We start from the raw sequence: 15,936 nt of genomic DNA, 5'->3' as shown, positions 1-15,936 counted from the left end.
TCATGAAAAAAGGATGACGTGGACTCCATGAATTCAACGTGGCTTCAACAGCCTGAGCAAGGCGCTCCCTGTGCCATTATTGCGGAGGTCGGTCAGTCACATGATGGAAGTTTAGGACTTGCCCATGCTTTCATCGACGCGATTGCCGATGCCGGTGCCGACGCTGTGAAATTTCAGACTCATATTGCCGCAGCTGAGAGTACCAAGGCGGAACCCTGGCGAAAGTCGTTCAGTCAGCAAGATGCGACACGATATGAATACTGGCGTCGGATGGAGTTTACGCTTGAGCAATGGCAGGGGTTGCGAGAACATGCGAAACGGAGGCAGATCGGATTCATGAGTTCCCCGTTTTCTCTTGAGGCGGTGGAGCTCTTAGAGAAGGTGGGTGTTGAGGCCTGGAAGGTTCCATCTGGAGAAATTACCAACCTTCCGCTCCTGGGTGCCATGGCGGCGACGAACATGCCGGTGATTCTTTCGACGGGCATGAGCGGTCTTGAGGAAATTGATGAGGCGGTCTCCTTTGTGCGCGGACAGGCGAGGTCGTTGGCCATCTTGCAATGTACGTCCCTCTATCCTTGTCCGCCAGAGCGGATTGGCCTGAATGTGTTGTCCATGTTTCGTGAACGATATCAATCTTCCGTGGGGCTGTCAGATCATTCCGGAACGATTTATCCGGGGTTAGCCGCTGCGACGATGGGGATGGAAGTCTTGGAAGTGCATGTGACCTTGAGCCGGGAGATGTTTGGTCCGGATGTTCCGGCTTCCGTAACTACGGATGAATTACGGCAGCTGGTAAATGGTATCCGGATGATCGAGACGATGAAGGCGTATCCCGTCGAAAAAACCATCACGATGGATGAGGTTGCGCCCCTTCGCGATATCTTCATGAAAAGTATCGTGGCTAGAGAAGACTTGCGGGAAGGTACGATTTTGCGCCATGAACATCTGACGACCAAAAAGCCCGCGACAGGATTGACCCCGGGACAGCTTCCGAAATTATTAGGTCGGCGATTGCGTCGGTCTGTGGCGCGTGATTCCAATATTGTGTTTGATGATGTGGAGTAAACATTGGTGAACCAACGAAAAGTCTGTGTCGTGATTACCGCACGACCGAGTTATTCTCGTATCCGTACCGCGCTCGAAGCGATTCGCGACCATCCTCATCTTAAGCTGCAACTTGTGGTCGCAGCCTCCGCGTTGCTTGACCGGTATGGAGGGACTTGCGCGGTGATCGAACGGGATGGGTTCTCCATCGATCGTCGCGTCTATATGATCGTGGAGGGAGAAAACCCGGTCACCTCGGCGAAGTCAACAGGACTCGGTCTCGCGGAAATGGCGACCGTCTTCGATGACTTGAAGCCTGATGTCGTTGTAACCATAGCCGACCGGTTTGAAACGATGGCGACAGCGGTTTGTGCGGCCTATATGAACATTCCCCTCGTTCATGTTCAAGGTGGGGAAATCACCGGCTCGATCGATGAAAAAGTTCGCCATGCAGTGACGAAACTGGCCGACCTGCATTTTGTCTCGACCACACAGGCGGCCGAACGAGTGCGGCGCATGGGTGAGCGCACGGACCGGGTCTTTGTGACCGGGTGTCCGTCGATCGATCTTGCGCAAGAAGCCATCGCGCGGCCACCTATCACGTTTGAGAAGTTTTTTGAAACGTATGGGGGGGCCGGATCCGAGTTTGATATTTCCAACGGATATATCGTCGTGTTGCAGCACCCGGTCACGACTGAATACCAGGAAGCGCGCCGACATATCGAGGAGACCCTGCACGCCGTCCATGCAAGTGGCCTTGCGACGCTGTGGTTTTGGCCGAACGTGGATGCGGGCTCCGATGGGACATCTCAGGGGATTCGTATATTCCGGGAGCACTATGATTTACCCAATGTCCACTTCTTTAGGAATTTGCCTCCGGAAGTGTTTGTGCAGACGATCTATCGCAGCAAGTGTTTGGTGGGCAATTCGAGTGCGGGAATTCGAGAATGTTCATTCTTGGGCGTGCCGGCGGTCAATATTGGCAGTCGTCAGGATGGACGTGATCGAGGGGGCAATGTCATCGATGTAGGGTATGACCGGGAAGAAATCTTGGGCGCTATTCACAAACAAGCCGCACAAGGCAAATTCAGTGAAGACGCGCTCTACGGAAATGGCAAAGCGGGAGAACAGATTGCCGAGTTATTGACGAGTGTTCCCCTGACATTCGAAAAGAAGCTGACATACTGATTCCAGGAAATGTGTGTGCCGTGCGCAAATTAATCAACAAAAGATTTGCCCCCTTTATCCTTTACGGAAATTATTTGAAACGCCTATAAATGGCGCAGAAATTTTGGGCGGTATTTGTCGTACCTCAATTCTGTACGGCTTCCCTTATTGAAGATTGGTAAACTCATCAGGCCATTTTCTGGCGGTATGCATCACGGCCAGAATGCGGATTTTATGCTGTTTCAGGTAATACGGAACGATAAACGGCAGGCCCGGAATGATCAGCTCCCGTGTTTTTGGCACACGTCCAGGCCGACCGAGCTGTGGGTGGTGTTCGAGGGATTGAACGCTGGTTTCGATTTTGGTCAAAACCCGGTACGCTGCCTGCGGATCATCGGTTGCGATAAACTGGCCGATTTCCTTTAAATCCTGAAGGGCCTCCTCAAGCCATTCGACTTCCTTCATCATGGCTTAAAGGACTCAATGACGTCACTGACTTGATCCTTGGTAAGGAATTTTCCTCCTTTTTCCGCTTTTTTCAGCCGTTCACGGATACGCTCTTCCTGCCACGCATAGACATCCAGGTATTGGTCGATCGCTTCATTGATAATCCAGTTCCGGGACCGATCGGCTTCTGCGGCAATCTGATCCAGTTTCTTTTGGGTTTTCACGGGCATTCTTACTGTAACATTTCCAGTCTCTTGGGCCATTGCAATCACTCCGCGTGCAAAACATCACAATATAATCATCATAGCATAAAAACCGACGTCCATCCAGCTTCTTTCTCCTCTTCTAAATTTCTAAAATTGGAGTCAAGTCTTTTGTTATTGTATTCTTAATCGACTGTTTGGTTCTTCTCGCTTGCATTTAGAATAGAGTGGTCCCCATCTAGTCGATGTCTGTTCAAGAGCGGGTAAGGCGCGTGCTTGATGACGTAATTGGCTACCTTCAATTTGTGTTTTTCAGCAACGCGTAAATTTAGACTGATTGCAAATCAAAGATTCTGGCCAGTTCTAAATGCGTGCTCTCTGTGCCTCCAATAGGTCCAGGGCGGGAAAGGACAATGGCAGCTGGAACTGTCGAAGAAGAAAACAACAACAAAAGATTTGACCCGTATTTCCCGTATTTGGGCGACCACCGCTACGGGTTCGTTGGCTGCCAGTCGCCGCAGCCAGGCCGCACACTGATAGGCTCCCGAATGGGAGCGGGTCAGGAGGGCGGTGTCATCAGTCCATACACCTGGCCAACCTGCGCCAAAACTTCCGGTCCCGTTACTCGAGTGGGGAGCGTCTGCGCCCGAGGGACACGCCGATAAAGCCTTGGGTATATTGCCCATTGAGCCGGCGCATGCCCCGACTCAGGTTCGCTTCCTGCGTTTCAAGTAAAAGATGGTCATGGTTGTCTATCAAGCACTAGGCCAAGCACCGTCAGTGCTGTTGTTCGACCTCCTCACCGAGAAGATCCAGGAAGCGTGCGCGGTCGGTGTCATCCAGAGAGATAGCCTGCCACCCAGTGTCCCGAGCGTGAGATGATACAGGGCCCCGGCATATTCGAGTCGTCATGGACGGGCCATAGCCTCAGGACGAATAAGGGGATAATATAAAGTCAAGCAATGACCCCATTTACAAATTTCCCCTATATTTTCGCGAAGCCAGTAGTGCACTTCAAGGTTGAATGTGGCTGGGTTAATCCCATGCTAAACCACAGGCATCAGTAAGGTTCTCTAATTCCAGCCCGTACTCATTTGGTTCTCCATCTTCTCGTAGTCCTCTCTGAAAAAATTCATCGCCCAGCTCATCGACGATTATTTCTCTTAAAGCACGAGACAGTAACTGAACATCTGGAACCTTTGAAATCTCCTCTACCATGGACGAACCTCTTTCATGGAGAATTTCTGTAATACGTAGAGTATTCTTCTTACTTTTTGCAATGCTCATAGTTTAGCCCTCACTTCAACCTATGTGCTTCTGTACCTTTAGGTATTACTGTAATGACATTCCCATCTGGGCGAATCCTTACTTCCAGCTTGAGAACCATAAATTCTTCTGACACCATCTGGCATCACTTTAATTTTGTTAGGGCTTCGAACTGTATCTAAAATAGCTTTTGGACTAACTCCTACACCATCTCGACCAAGAGCCTGATTGATACCATGTTTAGTATAGCCTTTGATTGTAGACCCTACAACACTACCTCCAGGTGTATACAATTGTGCAGCTTCCGCTGCGTTTGCAGCAGCTTCTTCAGTACCAAATCCTACCACTACAGCTGCAACCAAAGTCTCTTCATCCTCCGGCGAAAAATTCCCTCCTTTAGCAACGTTCATTGCATCGAAGTTCTTCTGCTCAAGGGCAATTTGTTGCCCTTCTCCCGCAGATACTTGTGAATGTAAGCTAATGTACGTCGAGATGGCTGCAACTGATCCTTGAATCAGAGATGCTTGGATAATTTGTCTCGCGTTGCCACCATTCAATGCGGCTCCCGTGGCCGCTCCGGCAGCTCCGCCGACGAATGCCGAGGCGACAAGGTATTCCCCCTGCGTCGCCTGGTTGGCCCAATAGTCTGTTCCAAATGAGACGGCCCCGACAGCCGCGCCGACTCCAGCTCCTCGCCCAATGTTCCCTCCGCTCAAATAGGCCCGACGGCTCCCGATGCCGCGCCGCCGCAGATCGGACTGCCCCCACACAGATAGGTGGCAATGGCTCCCGCACTCAGAGAAAAAGCTGTGTTACTGGTGTAGGGATCAAAATATGCCGCAGCACCAGGAGCGAGAGCCCAAGCAATGCCTCTAAAAATCGGAGAGTTAAACGCCTTTCCAATTTTACGTAACGCCTTCTTGAAAAAGTGCCCAGATGGATCGGTGTAGAGAATCGGATTGTTATTGGCATAGCTATACCGATTGAATGCTTGCGGATCGGTGGTGCTCGGCACAATCGTATCCGCGGAGATACTTGGTCACTTCTAATCGCATTTTGGGAACGGTGGAGAAGTGGACCCCACTTCTGAGACAGGAATTTCTGGATGCTAAGTGAAATCTTCTGCGGTATATTTTTGTTCAACGAAAGGAGCAGAAGATGGCACGACGATCACGAAGGAATCACTCTCCCGCTTTTAAGGCCAAAGTTGCCCTCGCGGCGGTTCGAGGAGATCGCACACTGGCAGAGTTGGTGAAACAGTTTGATGTGCATCCCAATCAAATCCAGGATTGGAGGAAACAGCTGCTTGCCAAAGCCGAACACGTATTTGGAGCAAGCCCCGCCGATGCCGCGACTCACGAGCAGGTGCAGCAGAAACTCCATGCCAAGATTGGACAGCTCACCATGGAGAAGGATTTTTTAGCCAACGCGCTCGGGCACGGCCGATGAGCGAGCGCAAAGCGATGATCAAGGGCAAGCAAAAACTCTCTGTGGTTCGTCAGTGTGGGCTGTTGGCCGTCCCTCGCTCCAGTGTGTATGCTCGCTCACAGGCTGTCTCGGAGGCTGATCTCGCATTGATGAGACAGCTCGACGCGCTCTATCTGCAATGGCCGTTCTACGGAAGTCGACGCCTGTGCGTTGAACTTCGGCATCGAGGGTACGGCGTGAACCGGAAGCGGGTCCAGCGCCTGATGCGGAACATGGGGCTCCGGGCTCTCTATCCCAAGCCCCGCACCAGTCAGCCGGGCAAGGAGCATAAGGTGTATCCTTACTTGCTGAGAGGCCTGAATATTGACCGCTCGAATCAGGTCTGGGCGAGTGATATCTGTTACATTCCCATGGCCAAGGGATTTATGTATCTCACGGTCATTATGGACTGGCACTCACGGCGAGTGCTGGCCTGGCGGGTTTCGAATACTCTGGAGACTGAGGCCTGTGTGGAAGCGTTAGAAGAAGCACTCCGCCATTATGGCGCGCCCGAAATTTTCAATACTGACCAGGGGGCGCAATACACCAGTGAGGCTTTCACGGGGGTGCTCAAAGCTCATGGAGTACGGATTAGCATGGATGGGAAAGGGCGGTGGGTCGACAATGTCTTTGTGGAACGGCTCTGGCGGAGCGTAAAGTACGAGGATGTGTATCTACGAGCTTATAACACGCCAGCCACGCTGTGCGCTGGCCTGACAAGCTATTTTCAATTCTATAACAACGTACGCCGTCATCAGACCTTGAATCGACAAACACCTGATACCGTATATTTTGCTGATCTCAAAACACAGCAGGTAGCGTAAGGAAAGGCAGAAATTTCACTTATCGAGCTGTCCAAAAAACGGGGACCACTTCTCGAATCACATCATTGGACCATCTGTCTGAGTAGAAAAATCTAACAAAAGATTTGACCCGTATTCGACTTTACCTTAACGACGGTTGAGGTGTCTGTTAACTTATTAAATTATCAGTGTCCCTCTTTCCTTATCATGTGACCTCAGTTTTTTCAGGTACGCTAATTAGGAACAGACAGATGGTAAATCCCCTTTTCGTCTATAGTCCAAATTTCTGTTGGGTTATTTTTGAACTTCATGAACTGCTCATACGTAGGAAATTCAGAATTGGGGATTTCAATTTTTAACACCTCATTCTGGTAGATCTGGACCTGCTTAATACTCATACCCTGTATTCCAAGATGAGTTCGTGCTCCTGCTGGCAAAACCCCAGTTCGGGTTTCTCCGTTCTTAAACAGAATATGTATCTTTATTGGTGTAGAGAACCCGTTTCTGATTCGGGGGCCTTCAAAACCAAAATCTTCACATCCAGAAAGGCTAAATAACATAAACAACAATAGTACTGTATATGCAGGTTTGTTCACGGGTATTGCCTGGATTCGTCTAATCACCAGGACCCTCCCAGGGCGAAATTATTGGCGCTTTGCTCAAAGGGGTTTGATGCGCTAGGGCCGCCTCCCAGGAGCCAGAGTGGAAGAAATAATGGTCCGTAGACCTGAGATTGATAGGTGTGAGCCTGTTCATGTAGACCGATGTTAAGACGTACTTTGGAATCATATAGGAAGTCATAATCTCCTGGACCACTACCTTGAGTATAGCTGATTGTGTTTCCTAACGTTACGGCATTTACTCCCAATGGGTGGTTAGTAAACTGAATGGCATTATTGCCAATGGAGACTCCTGCGCCTCCGAGGACACCGATCCCACCCCAAACTAAGCCCACGGCGGTATTCGGCAGGTTCCATACCTTTCCAGCTGCATCTAATAAATCTGCGCCTACATTCCTTCCTGCGAAGGCACCGCTAGCTACTGCACCAGTGGCACCTAAGGCAGCCTCTTGTCCCGGATCGCCTCCACTAAGATATCCACCTAACGCTCCAGCCCCAGCTCCACCTAAAATATAATTCCCGCCTAAGTCCGTGAAGGTCTGTCCGGCTGCTGAAGATGCTAAGGCAATGCCCGCAGTTTTGAATGCATCGCCATATGATCCTCCATTGGCCTTGGTCGTATAAGCACCATACCCTATTCGACCAACGGCAAGTGTAATGCCTCCAGCCTTGGCTGCATCTCCTATTGACCCACCGTCTAGTCTTGATAAATAAGCCTGAAACCCAGCAGCTCCCAAAGCACCCCCATAATAAGAGGCCGCTGCAAATCCAACAGCACGGGCATAAGGTCCGATCGTACGGTTCGTTAAGGCGTAGTCAATCGCAATCGTACTAGGATTCCAATAATGTCGATATTTCCATCCTGCCTTTTCAAATTTTTTGAAGGCCTTCTTAATACTTTTAAACTGTTTCTTAAAGAAGTGCCCTGATGGATCGATGAAGAGAATCGGATTATTTCTGGCATAGCTGTAGCGATTGAGTGCCTGTGGATCAGTGACACTAGGGACTATCGTATCGGCGGAAATACTTGGCCACTTCTAATCGCATTTTTGGAGCGGCGAAATGGTGGCCATTTCAAAGGGGATCATCAGAAGCGTGGCGCCTTGTCAATGACCGTGGCCAAGGGCTGAGAGCCGCGTCGTAGTACCGGGCTTCATAGATTTGGCCACCTGTAATCGATTGCGTAAACGGTAGAAAGCATCAACAACCAAGGATGGGGCACCATGTGGGGTTCGCCCATGCAGTGATCGTGGCCAAAGAGCCCCGTTGACCCATCCAATTCTTTACTCGTGTACTTGTAGGCGACATCTGTTCCGCTCGTACCTCCAGCGGTGTAGCTCCAGGAAAATGTTACAGTGGCTCCCGGTAGGACAGTATTGGCAGCGGGAGTGATGCTGGTAGAAGGCGTTCCACCATGGGAAACCAAATGCACCAGTGGATTCGCTGGGTGAGGTTCCAGTTGTGGGAGTCCAAAGTGCAGACTAAAGGGCCCTCCTCTTAGTCGCATGGTTGCTGGAGTCTGACGCAACCGATCCGCATCCTGTGTGACAGCTTAGGTAAAGGGGCAAGTCGCGTGCTTGCTTGTGAGCTTCTCCAAATCTTTGCTCACCCTCAATCGAAGCATTTTTCCACTTTTACAATGAAAAACCAGCTCGCAATGCCTATTGGATTGGTTGAGAAGGGGAGTGTTGAATAATGAGGTTATCAAGGGCCATATTTCGTTGGAACGACGTTATGCCTCAGTAGCGTCGGGGCGGTTCAAAAAAGTCTTGGCTCATCTTCCGTGTTTCAGTCCTGTTGAACACTTCATCATGTGAGGGAAGGGGCCATTGGCGAAAATCATGAGCAATGCGAGCCAAGCAGCAAGGCCGAGAATGCCGCTGACGGCTTTTTTCAACAGGCCCAGAAGGAAAATATTAACAAAGGATTTTCCCCATGTTCGTATTCCAGCCAGACTTCGGCCCGCTTCACTGGTGCACCATTTGACTCCCTCCATACTGTCGCAAGTGGACAACGTGGACGTAATAGGGGATTCAATGTTATAGCTGTTGTCTTTCATCGTAAAAGAATTATTTCGGCTATAAATCATTGGGGCAACGTGGTAGATTTCACGAGATACACGATAAAGATTGGTGACGGGTGAGTGGCTTTGATCTGTACTCATACTCAAGTTTCTATTTGACTCGTTCATACTGGCAAGATAGAGGGAGGAAGAAAATGAGAGATGTTAGCTTTTTCACGAAGGATAATGGCAAAAAATTACCAGTGAGTGATGAATATCTTTTACCGTTTTTATCCCCAACAAGCCCAGGGACGAACTATTGGGATTCTCCCCCTCCTGGCCCTCTCACGGACAGGCAACGAGGGCGAATTTTTTTGCAAGTGCACCAGGCTCTCCAGCTTTTTCAGAAGGCCAATATTAATTTGAAGGGTAAGAAGCTGTTGGATATTGGCACGGGAAATGGGATGATTCCCCGGTTATTATTAGAGTTTTCAGATCTGGACTCAGCCGTGGGTGCTGACCCGTTTTTAAATGAAGAACACAAGACGAGTTGGCAGGGACATGATCAAGACGCAGAGTTTCAAAGTATCCGGGAGTTTATTCGGGTACATTGTCCAGATGCGTTTGAGTATGAACAGTATCGGTCCTTTCTCGGGTATGAGCACTTTTCATTGAAGCCAGATCGCGTGCCTTATACCCCCCAACCAACCAAAACCTATCGTTTTGCTCAAATTGGCGCTCATGATTTGGCTCAACTCGATGAGAAGTTTGATCTGTTTTATGTCAAGGCGATTGATCATATTCCCAACTGGGACGGTATCTTTAAGGCTGTAGCGATGGTCGCGAATAAAGGGGCGGTCTTCTGTATTAAACACTTTTCTTTTTTTTCGTACCTGGGTCCGCATCGGTATGCCACGACAAATATTCCCTGGGGGCATCTTTTACTCACGAATCAAGAATACCGACGGTTTGCGAGTGAGTTTCATCCGCAACGGGCCAAGCAGATGACCGACTTCTTTTTCACTGGATTGGCCTATCCCCGTCATACCATGTCCAATCTTATTAAGATCGCTCGACGTCACGGTTTTATTATGCAGGCCGTCATCAATGAACCACTACGGAATATTAATGAATTTCAGAATCTTGCTGACGAAGTCGACGGATTTTGGCAAATCGTTGAAGAGAATTGGCCAGATCTCAGTGCAGAGGAAATGATGTCGGGACGTTACCATATTTTGCTTCGTTATCTGTAAGATCCCTGCCATATTCAGGACCTGATTCGTTCACGGCCTCACATGAAATGGGTCGAAGTCGTATGTGTGGAATATTATTTTATTGGAATCAAGCTGGCGTCTCGCCCAATATCCTTTATGAAAAGTCCTTAGGCCATATGGCCAATCGTGGGCCAGATTTCTGCGATTTATATTACGGAAAAGATTATGTTATTGGCCATACGAGGCTTTCGATTATCGATCTGACATCAAGTGCCAATCAGCCATTCTGGGACAGTACTGGGCGATACGTCATTGTCCTAAATGGAGAAATATACAACTACCGGGAACTTCGTCAGCAGCTCTCAGCTTGTGGGCATCGGTTCCGAACGGAATCGGATACAGAAGTCTTATTGGCATTCATTATTTCCTTTGGATTAGAAAAAACACTGGATTGCGTGAGAGGAATGTTTGCGTTTGTGCTGTACGATAATATCGTGCAAAAGGCCACGATTGTTCGTGATCATTTTGGCCAAAAACCTCTTTACTATTTTTTCAAGAGCGGGTGTTTCGCTGTTGCATCTGACATTCGTAGCCTCACTGAACTACAAAGCTCTACCACCCCTAATCTCGCCGCCTACACGGTGTATCTCTCCACAGCGGGCTCTCAGGGTACTCGAGGGACGTTTCATACTGACCGCACATTCTTCGATGGAATCAATATTCTTCCGGCTGGACATAGTTTGACGCTCGAACAGGGGCATATTTCGATAGAAGAGTATTTTACCGTATGGAGCCTCTACAATCGTGAGGACGCTGATGACTATGCCGACATGTCGATGGCTTCATGCCTAGATGAATTGAAGTCTTTGTTAAGACAAGCGGTCGTTCGTCATTTAACGAGTGATGTCAAGGTGGGAGTGTTGACCAGTGGGGGGATAGATTCAACCTTGGTGTATTGGTTTGCCCAACAGCAAAATCCTGAGATTACTGGGTTTACGAAAATTTCTCCAGGCATCGAGGAAATTCCACTTGACGTGATACCAAACGTATTGAAGCAACGCCCAGCCAACGTCTATTTTTCTCTCCAAAAACCTGAAGAGTATCTGATCGGATTGAACAATTTTATCGCCGCCTCCGGAGCTCCGTCACGTTGGGGCGGAGGCCCTCCCATGTCAAAGCTTTGTCGAGACGCACGGCGAAATGATGTGTATGTTCTTCTTGGGGGAGATTGTGCCGATGAGTATTTTTCAGGCTATACTCATTATGAGAACATGTTCGCCCATCCACAGCCGGATATGTTTGACCTTGGCGATCTTGTCAGTCTGGATAGCCAGAGTCCCTTCTATAAGAAGGAGCATGCCGAGGATCATCAATCCGTTCAATGTGATATACGCCGACGTATTCTCTCTCATCTGCAGAATATTGTTGACCCGTGTGAGCGATATATCCTTGCGACCATGTTTCATGATACATCAACCTTTCTGCAAACCTGCAACCTTCCGCACAGCGATGCCTATTCGATGATGGAATCTGTTGAGCTGAGGAATCCTTTGCTGGATATGGACTTGGTGCGTTTTGTGTGTCATCTTCCACCACGCTTTAAAAGTGCTCGACATTCTTCAGGTCATTTTGGGAAATTACTCTTGCGTGAATTGGCTGCAAGGGAAATCGGGGAGTTTGTCAATCGTGGAAAGGAAGGGACAAGAAATTACTCTATGGCGTGGGCGCATCCTTCGTTTTGGAATTTTGACCACTTTGCGATTCAAGATGTTGTGCACATTCCAGATGAGTTATCAAAGAGAGATGTGATCAGACTGATGAACTTGGAAATTTTCCATCGCTTATTCTTCCTGCATGAAGATAATTTTTTCCCCAAAATTATGACCCCAAATGGCTTGTCCATGGCATCTTGTGGCGTAAGCGATTTTAGTCTGCAATCGTCGAAAGGAATCTCCTGATGAAGGTGGGAGACAAATTGAAAGCCGGGAACGCGAATTGGCGTTTCCGGGGAGAGATCGTTCAGCAATTTGATCAGCATGTGTCAAAGTCCGTGCCGTGGTATCAAGCTGGTCACGATTTAGTCTGTAAGGTGAGTGATTATTTTGTCAAAGATGGCTCAACGTGCTATGACCTGGGATGTTCGACCGGAGAGTTAACGCTGAAACTCGCGAAACATAATTTGCATAAAGAAGGAGCCATGTTTGTCGGTATTGATGCCGAAAAAGAAATGCTTGCATTGGCACGAAAAAAGCAGAAAGCTGCGGGAGTGAAGAATGCTAAATTTCTTAACGATAATATTTGCTTAACGAAGTTCTCTTCAGCAGATTTCATCACAGCGTACTATACAATCCAATTTGTCCGTCCGAGTATTCGGCAAGAACTTTTTAACAAGATCTTCAAGAGTCTCAATTGGGGAGGGGCATTATTACTCTTCGAGAAAGTTCGTGCGAACGATGCGAGGTTTCAGGACATTACGACAGGCCTATATACTGACTTCAAGCTGGAGCAAGGTTATTCTGCGGAGGAAATAATTGGGAAAAGTAAAAGTTTGAAAGGGGTGCTCGAACCGTTTTCAACGCAGGCTAATGTTGATATGCTGAAACGCGCAGGATTCGTCGATATTCTGACTGTCATGAAATTTATCTGTTTTGAAGGATTCTTGGCGATAAAATAGGAACAAGCCGTTGCCCAACCGTTTGACCCCTCTCTTCAGTAAGGAGCCCTTGTCCAAGCCTTGGGCCAATGATAATGAAGAATCGTATGCCGATTCTATCCCTGCCTATGTAAAGAAAAAATATATTGAGAGACTTCTTTGACTGTCAAACCATGAAATCTATCTAAGAGCTGTTGAAATCTAGAGAGACGGACTTGAACTTCCTCCAGTGAGATGCCGGGGAAGCGGTGTTGTTGGTAATCGGCACTGTTTTTATTGCCTGAAAACTGCGACTTCCATCGTTTCTTCGAGGCGCGGTATTGGCTCTGAAACCATCCCGAGAGGTATTTTTTGAGGCTTCCTGGCCTGGCAAGGGTTAAGAGGCGCTCATTTTCTTCGATCACATCCATAATCCTGTCCGAGGCAAGTGACCCGTCCAGTGCCGCCATATGATTATGAGCGACGGTCTCTTGCTGAGAGTCATCCCGGCTGTTAGTTTTTTTATTAAGTATGTCCCGAAGCGCGTTTTCTAGCTCACTAAACGAAAAGGCTTGATGCCCTAACGCATTCGGCAATTGATGGTCGAACCGATCCGAGACGATTGGCTGATAGGCGATTGCGGGAGTTCCTACCAAGTAAGCCTCAATTCCAGTCGTACAGCTATTATGAATTAACACTTGGGCTGCCATAATCCATGGTATCACGTTTCCTTCATGTATCACCTGGATATTATGATAATCGGAGGCAGCCATTCGCCAAGGCTCATGATTTTCAGCAGGATGGGGGCGAAGAATGATCGTATATTCAGGCAGTACTTTACTGAGTTGGGGAAGTAAATGTCGGAAGTGATCAAAAAGGGCCGTACGATAGACGTTCCGCTCAGACCAATATTTGTTAATCTCGGATGAAGCGCGAGTAATTTCTGCTGGTTTTTGAGATGTTAAATTTTCGACGAAATGATTTAAGGTGCCAAAGTTTGTATTGACTAATATGAATTTTCCAAAACGTTCACGAATCCGATTGGTTTCTTCCTCAAAGTACAATCGCAATTCAGGTCGAAGTAAATCTAAACGCGGATTCCCTGTCACATAAACTGGCGTGTCCTTATATCCAGGGAATCCCTTGACGAGTGATTCGTATTCTTTGCCCCAGGCGAACAACAGCGTAGTATGAGAAAGAGCTTTGGGAGAAATTCGTCTTTGATAATAGACTTCTGGACTGTAAGTGATTAACCCTTCTTCATCCCAAGCAACGATGCATGAGCCGAGTTTCTCGAGTATATCGAGAATACGCACCTTACTCGCTTGGAGGTCTTTGGCAAAGTAAATTCCCTTTGGCAACGCACTAATATTCAGATGAATATGCGTCTGTGAGCCAATAATAACAGGATACTCTCGTTCGGCGGCAACGCACCCAAGAAGTAGCTTGGCATCAAATTCACGGAGCTGTGTTTCTGAGGGAATAATGAGTGTGGGCTTTGAAGTCATCATCTTGATCGTCTGTTGTTCTTTTTTATTGATAATACTATAACGTCATGAAAGTCAAAAGCTTCATCATTCATACGAGAATCTTTGACGAATCCATGGCAATCTTCATATCGGTTTTATCGAAGTAGGTTTCCCCTTGCCATGGAATTGACAGAGGAGGTGAGCAATATTTCCGGTAGGAACTCTCCAAATGTCTGGGTATTGACCGATGATCGGCCTGGCAATACGACGCAATCTTTGGGATTGGCGGATTCCCTCGGCTGGCCATACGAGGTCAAGCGCCTGGACTTCACGCCGCTCGCGCGTCTGCATAAGATTCATGAGGGTCTGATAGGTTCGACAACTCTCTGTCTGAACCTCAAGACCTCAAGTCCTTTGGTTTCGCCATGGCCCGATGTCGTGATATGCGCCGGGCGTCGTCCGGCTCCAATCGCCAGATGGATTCGTAGCCAGAGTCGCGGACGAACGAAGCTCATTCAGTTGGGCCGAAAAGGCAGTCAAGCGGTGGCTCAAGGCGACATCACGATTGCGCCGGCCTATTGTCGAATGTGGCCACATGACCACCACATTGAAACGCTCGCGCCGCTCAATCGCGTATCCGATCAACAGCTTGAATCTGCGGCGAGGGAATGGTCGGAATTATATCATGAGGCTGCTCGTCCTTACGTTGTGCTATTGGTCGGGGGAAGTACCGTTCGGTCTGTTTTTGATGAAGGTGTCGCGAGACAGTTGGGGAAAGACGTGAGGGCGTTTTCCGAGAAAATTGGGGGAACGGTCCATGCCGTCACCAGTAGGCGAACCGGACAGAAGGCCACGGATGCGCTGTGTGAAGGTCTCGGTCCTCATGTGTTGGTTCGAAGGTGGGAGCCTGGTCATTCCCCCAATCCCTATTGGGGATATTTATCGGTTGCCGATCTCATCATCGTGACTGGCGATAGTGAGTCTATGGTGGGAGAAAGCGTCTCGGTCGGAAAACCCGTCTATATTTATCCGTTGCCTGAACGACCGTTACGTGGTTTCGCGCGTGTTCGCGAGGCGATTGTCGTCGCGGGGTGGAGATCTCAAGCCATGGTTCAGGAGCCCGTCTGGACCAAGAGCGTGAAGCGGTTGTGCGGGTTGCTCTTGCGAAAAGGGTTCGTTCGACCGCTTCGTGACTTGCAGGCATTTCATCGGGTATTGGTCGAGCGGGGATATGCACAAATGTTTGGGCGGGATCTCGAGGCCCACAAGGGAATTCCTCTCCGAGAAACCGATCAGGTCGGTCGCAAGATCAAGGAGATTCTTGGTTTTCAAGAGTGATGGACTTTGCTATAGTGAGGACATTCATTCTCTCTATTGACTCACGTCCCAATTATCTTCAAAACATCGTCGTCACTTGATTCTTGTTAACGACTTTTATACCCGCATCCTTCCGTTCAAGCCCCTACATTTTCTACCTTTTATGCGTCCGCATGGATTGTGTATCTCGCCACCCGATCGTTGGTTGAAATAATAAGAAGTGATAAGCTTTTGATAGCACTTTTGGTCGGTTCTTAGCCAAAAAAGGCGATGAGGCAGATACGT

15 protein-coding genes are annotated in these 15,936 nt (G+C 48.6%); 8 read left to right on the top strand and 7 right to left on the bottom strand.

Features of this window, described 5'->3' with window-relative positions:
• The first annotated feature begins 27 nt into the window (after positions 1 to 27).
• Together MRJ96_17000 and neuC are read left to right on the top strand one after the other, a co-directional pair.
• Positions 28 to 1,065 (top strand): N-acetylneuraminate synthase family protein, encoded by a 1,038-nt coding sequence (locus MRJ96_17000; protein ID MDR4503144.1) that lies wholly within the window; start codon positions 28 to 30, stop codon positions 1,063 to 1,065.
• Between the two features lie 6 nt (positions 1,066 to 1,071).
• The gene (neuC, locus tag MRJ96_16995; GenBank protein MDR4503143.1) at positions 1,072 to 2,232 is read left to right on the top strand and encodes a UDP-N-acetylglucosamine 2-epimerase; all 1,161 of its coding nucleotides are present in this window, start codon (positions 1,072 to 1,074) and stop codon (positions 2,230 to 2,232) included.
• A 144-nt stretch (positions 2,233 to 2,376) separates the two neighbouring features.
• Here the strand turns inward: neuC and MRJ96_16990 are convergent, their stop codons facing one another.
• Both MRJ96_16990 and MRJ96_16985 read right to left on the bottom strand, forming a co-directional pair.
• Entirely contained in the window at positions 2,377 to 2,679 is a 303-nt protein-coding gene (locus MRJ96_16990) for a type II toxin-antitoxin system RelE/ParE family toxin (protein ID MDR4503142.1), read from the bottom strand.
• A complete protein-coding gene (locus tag MRJ96_16985; protein ID MDR4503141.1) occupies positions 2,676 to 2,882 on the bottom strand; it encodes a ribbon-helix-helix domain-containing protein in 207 nt (68 codons plus the stop codon). The genes MRJ96_16990 and MRJ96_16985 overlap by 4 nt, the downstream gene beginning before the upstream one ends.
• A gap of 549 nt (positions 2,883 to 3,431) precedes the next feature.
• Between MRJ96_16985 and MRJ96_16980 the strand changes: the two genes are divergently transcribed.
• Positions 3,432 to 3,596 (top strand): hypothetical protein, encoded by a 165-nt coding sequence (locus tag MRJ96_16980; GenBank protein ID MDR4503140.1) that lies wholly within the window; start codon positions 3,432 to 3,434, stop codon positions 3,594 to 3,596.
• Between the two features lie 300 nt (positions 3,597 to 3,896).
• On the opposite strand, the gene MRJ96_16975 is transcribed toward MRJ96_16980, so the two are convergent.
• The 3 genes from MRJ96_16975 to MRJ96_16965 form a co-directional block, all read right to left on the bottom strand.
• Complete coding sequence (locus MRJ96_16975; GenBank protein ID MDR4503139.1) at positions 3,897 to 4,148, bottom strand: hypothetical protein; 252 nt, start codon at positions 4,146 to 4,148, stop codon at positions 3,897 to 3,899.
• 38 nt (positions 4,149 to 4,186) lie between these two features.
• Positions 4,187 to 4,684, bottom strand: a complete 498-nt coding sequence (locus tag MRJ96_16970) for a hypothetical protein (GenBank protein ID MDR4503138.1) — start codon at positions 4,682 to 4,684, stop codon at positions 4,187 to 4,189.
• A gap of 155 nt (positions 4,685 to 4,839) precedes the next feature.
• Positions 4,840 to 5,142, bottom strand: coding sequence for a hypothetical protein (locus MRJ96_16965; GenBank protein ID MDR4503137.1), 303 nt, complete (start codon positions 5,140 to 5,142; stop codon positions 4,840 to 4,842).
• A gap of 143 nt (positions 5,143 to 5,285) precedes the next feature.
• On the opposite strand from MRJ96_16965, the gene MRJ96_16960 reads away from it, so the two are divergent.
• Positions 5,286 to 6,418, top strand: a protein-coding gene (locus MRJ96_16960; GenBank protein ID MDR4503136.1) for an IS3 family transposase whose coding sequence is annotated in 2 segments (ribosomal slippage) — positions 5,286 to 5,550 and positions 5,550 to 6,418 — 1,134 coding nt in all. Because the reading frame shifts where the segments join, the coding sequence is not laid out codon by codon here.
• Positions 6,419 to 7,016: 598 nt separating this feature from the next.
• Here the strand turns inward: MRJ96_16960 and MRJ96_16955 are convergent.
• Positions 7,017 to 7,754 (bottom strand): hypothetical protein, encoded by a 738-nt coding sequence (locus MRJ96_16955; GenBank protein MDR4503135.1) that lies wholly within the window; start codon positions 7,752 to 7,754, stop codon positions 7,017 to 7,019.
• A gap of 1,480 nt (positions 7,755 to 9,234) precedes the next feature.
• On the opposite strand from MRJ96_16955, the gene MRJ96_16950 reads away from it, so the two are divergent.
• From MRJ96_16950 to MRJ96_16940, 3 genes are all read left to right on the top strand, one after another.
• Positions 9,235 to 10,272 (top strand): hypothetical protein, encoded by a 1,038-nt coding sequence (locus MRJ96_16950; protein ID MDR4503134.1) that lies wholly within the window; start codon positions 9,235 to 9,237, stop codon positions 10,270 to 10,272.
• 62 nt (positions 10,273 to 10,334) lie between these two features.
• Positions 10,335 to 12,191 (top strand): asparagine synthase (glutamine-hydrolyzing), encoded by a 1,857-nt coding sequence (gene asnB, locus MRJ96_16945; GenBank protein MDR4503133.1) that lies wholly within the window; start codon positions 10,335 to 10,337, stop codon positions 12,189 to 12,191.
• Positions 12,191 to 12,907 (top strand): methyltransferase domain-containing protein, encoded by a 717-nt coding sequence (locus tag MRJ96_16940; GenBank protein MDR4503132.1) that lies wholly within the window; start codon positions 12,191 to 12,193, stop codon positions 12,905 to 12,907. The genes asnB and MRJ96_16940 overlap by 1 nt, the downstream gene beginning before the upstream one ends.
• Before the next feature lie 95 nt (positions 12,908 to 13,002).
• Here MRJ96_16940 and MRJ96_16935 read toward each other — a convergent pair whose 3' ends face one another.
• Entirely contained in the window at positions 13,003 to 14,376 is a 1,374-nt protein-coding gene (locus MRJ96_16935; GenBank protein ID MDR4503131.1) for a hypothetical protein, read from the bottom strand.
• Positions 14,377 to 14,514: 138 nt separating this feature from the next.
• Between MRJ96_16935 and MRJ96_16930 the strand changes: the two genes are divergently transcribed.
• The gene (locus MRJ96_16930) at positions 14,515 to 15,672 is read left to right on the top strand and encodes a mitochondrial fission ELM1 family protein (GenBank protein ID MDR4503130.1); all 1,158 of its coding nucleotides are present in this window, start codon (positions 14,515 to 14,517) and stop codon (positions 15,670 to 15,672) included.
• Positions 15,673 to 15,936: the final 264 nt, after the last annotated feature.

The organism is Nitrospirales bacterium (genome assembly GCA_031315865.1).
Taxonomy (GTDB): domain Bacteria; phylum Nitrospirota; class Nitrospiria; order Nitrospirales; family UBA8639; genus JAGQKC01.
The sequence above is the reverse complement of the archived record's forward strand: the minus strand, read 5'-3'. Positions and strand labels throughout refer to the sequence as shown.

Coding starts and splice junctions, on each gene's coding strand:
- MRJ96_17000 (MDR4503144.1), top strand. CDS start 28: ATGAATTCAACGTGGCTTCAACAGCCTGAGCAAGGCGCTCCCTGTGCC.
- MRJ96_16990 (MDR4503142.1), bottom strand. CDS start 2,679: ATGATGAAGGAAGTCGAATGGCTTGAGGAGGCCCTTCAGGATTTAAAG.
- MRJ96_16975 (MDR4503139.1), bottom strand. CDS start 4,148: ATGAGCATTGCAAAAAGTAAGAAGAATACTCTACGTATTACAGAAATT.
- MRJ96_16950 (MDR4503134.1), top strand. CDS start 9,235: ATGAGAGATGTTAGCTTTTTCACGAAGGATAATGGCAAAAAATTACCA.
- asnB (MDR4503133.1), top strand. CDS start 10,335: ATGTGTGGAATATTATTTTATTGGAATCAAGCTGGCGTCTCGCCCAAT.
- MRJ96_16940 (MDR4503132.1), top strand. CDS start 12,191: ATGAAGGTGGGAGACAAATTGAAAGCCGGGAACGCGAATTGGCGTTTC.
- MRJ96_16935 (MDR4503131.1), bottom strand. CDS start 14,376: ATGATGACTTCAAAGCCCACACTCATTATTCCCTCAGAAACACAGCTC.
- MRJ96_16930 (MDR4503130.1), top strand. CDS start 14,515: ATGGAATTGACAGAGGAGGTGAGCAATATTTCCGGTAGGAACTCTCCA.